The sequence below is a fragment of the Streptomyces dysideae genome, from assembly GCF_001514305.1.
Taxonomy (GTDB): domain Bacteria; phylum Actinomycetota; class Actinomycetes; order Streptomycetales; family Streptomycetaceae; genus Streptomyces; species Streptomyces dysideae.
In genome coordinates this window covers 1-2,206 of the sequence record NZ_KQ949175.1, presented here as the reverse complement: position 1 = coordinate 2,206, position 2,206 = coordinate 1, and the positions used below count along the sequence as shown (strand labels likewise).

Sequence of the window (2,206 nt, the reverse complement as noted above, 5' to 3'; positions counted from 1 at the left end):
TGAAGACCGGGGTCGGCGGCGAGCTGAACCGTGGACCTGCCGGTGGCCATGCAGCGGGTGGCGACGGAACCGGGAGCGTGACTGACCGGCATCTTCGCGCTGTGCTGGGCGGCGCGGCTGAGCGTGATGGCTTGGCCGGAGGCGGAGGCGGGGGAAAGAGGCGGGGGCGCGGTGGCGGGAGTCGGCATTCTCGACCGTCGGGTCGAGCCGCACCACATCAGGAGTCGGATGTCCCCCAGCCGGATCTGTGGTGCTCCTGGTCGGTTCGTGCCGTCACCAGCCTGCCGGCAGACCGGAGATGAACGGGGTGAGCCGGTCGGCGATGAGTCGGTCGTCGCGGGCCGAGTAGTGCCAGTCGCAGCCGAGGAAGTCCAGGCCCGAGTCGTCGAGGAACCAGTAGCGGACCCGGCTGTCACCGGCGTCGTTGCGCGTCTTGACCACCTGCTGGACATGGCCGGCGTACTGGCCGGCGCCCACCGCCACGATGGTCGTGTCGGCCCCGTAGCGCGTGCGCAGCTTCTGGATGAAGTCGCCGTAGGCGCTGCGGTAGGCGGCCGCGAAGTTGTCCGGCGTCCACGGCTCACCGGGTTTGACGGCGGTCGAGAAGTCGTTGGTGCCGAGGTTGACCACCACGACCTGAGGGCGCCAGGTGCCCGGGTTCTGCCAGACGTCGCCCGACACGTTCAGCAGGGCACGATCGTAGAAGGTCCGGTACGTGACGTCCGACCTGCCTCCGTCGTAGTTGCGCACCATGCCAAGGCCCGAGTAGCCGTTGATCTGGTAGTCGGCGTTCAGTTGCCGGGCGGTGAGGGCGCCGTAGCTCATGTCGGAGTTGGTGTTCCGCTTGACCTGGTCCCAGGTGCAGGTGCGCGAGGTCGAGAGGTTGCCGTAGCCCACCGTGAGGGAGTCGCCGATGAACTCGATCTGGCGGTTGCGGGCGGCCGGTTTGCTCAGTACGGCACCGCCGGGCGCGGCGACGAAGCCTCCGAAGGTGCTGGTGTCCCCCGGGGTGTCGTTGCGCTTGACGAGCCGGACGGTGTGCGTGCTGTTCGACAGGCCGTTGATCCAGTGCGTGGTGTTGCCGGGCGTGACGAGTGTGGCGACGGTGGTTCCGTCGACCTGGACGTCGTAGTCGGCGGCCGAGTCGTTGAGCACGATGCCCACGCCGGTGCCGCTGACGCGGCCCTCGAAGTACACGCCGGGCCAGCTGTACTGCACGGTGTTTCCGGCGTCCTTGACCCGCCCCGCGGTGTGCACCTGCGCGAGCACTCCTGTCGTGCGGACCAGTTGCCACTGCTGGTTGGCCCCGCCCCAGTCGGTGAACTGCACGACCTTGGCGCCGTCCGCGGTGGAGGCGTTCTGGACCTCGACGGCCTTGCCGCTGTTGCGGTTGATCAGCCGGACGTAACCGTCGGACGAGTCGGCCAGCCGGAACTGCTGGTTGGCGCCATTGCCGTCGCTCCACTGCACGATGTCCGCCTGGTCGGCGGAGGAGTAGTTCAAGACGTCCAGCACCTTGCCCGAGTGCTGCGCTTTGAGCCGGTAGTAGCCGCCGCCCGAGTCCACGAACTGGAACCGCTGGTTGGCGCCGTCATGGCGGGTCCACTGCGAAACGCCTGCCCCGTCGGCGGTGCTCGCACCGGACACGTCGAGCGCCTTGCCACTGCCACGGTTGACCAGCACGTACCACGCGTTGGAGTCCACGGTGGCCGCCTGCGCCGTCCCGGCGGCGCCCAGGCCGGTCAGGAGCGTGGTCATCAGGGCGATCACCGCGATGAGAACCGCCGGACGCCTCCCGTGTCCTCCCCACCACGGCGCGCTGAATGTCATATGCATGCCATCTCTTTGCATTAGTGTCCCTTTCACTGAGTGTGGCTGCCCGCCCTCCGGGACACGCGCCACGACATGCCTTCGGCGGATCCACCCCCGTCGGTGCGGCACCGGGGCGATCGGCCGTCGCGATCCGGTCGCACGGCTGGAGGGTCGCACCACCAGTGGCCGACGACAGCCGTCCCGGCACTGACTGCGGCTCCTTCATCTCCGCCGACGGCAGCGGCTGCGACGGCACGATCCGTATCACGGGCACCCATGGAGAACGGCTGCCCTCTGCGGCATCGCGCTGAAGCCGAACGTCGTGCAACCGACGCAGGTCCGGTACGCCCGGCACGGATGTGCGCCGCCTCGTCAGCGGGCTCCGTCGGCTACA

At 68.9% G+C, this 2,206-nt stretch carries 2 protein-coding genes; both read right to left on the bottom strand.

The window, feature by feature from the left end:
* Positions 1-188 (bottom strand): hypothetical protein (locus AQJ91_RS57250; RefSeq protein ID WP_234383486.1); only part of this gene is annotated, 188 nt, incomplete at its 3' end.
* Positions 189-273: 85 nt separating this feature from the next.
* Entirely contained in the window at positions 274-1,758 is a 1,485-nt protein-coding gene (locus tag AQJ91_RS51670) for an RICIN domain-containing protein (protein WP_079085770.1), read from the bottom strand.
* Positions 1,759-2,206: the final 448 nt, after the last annotated feature.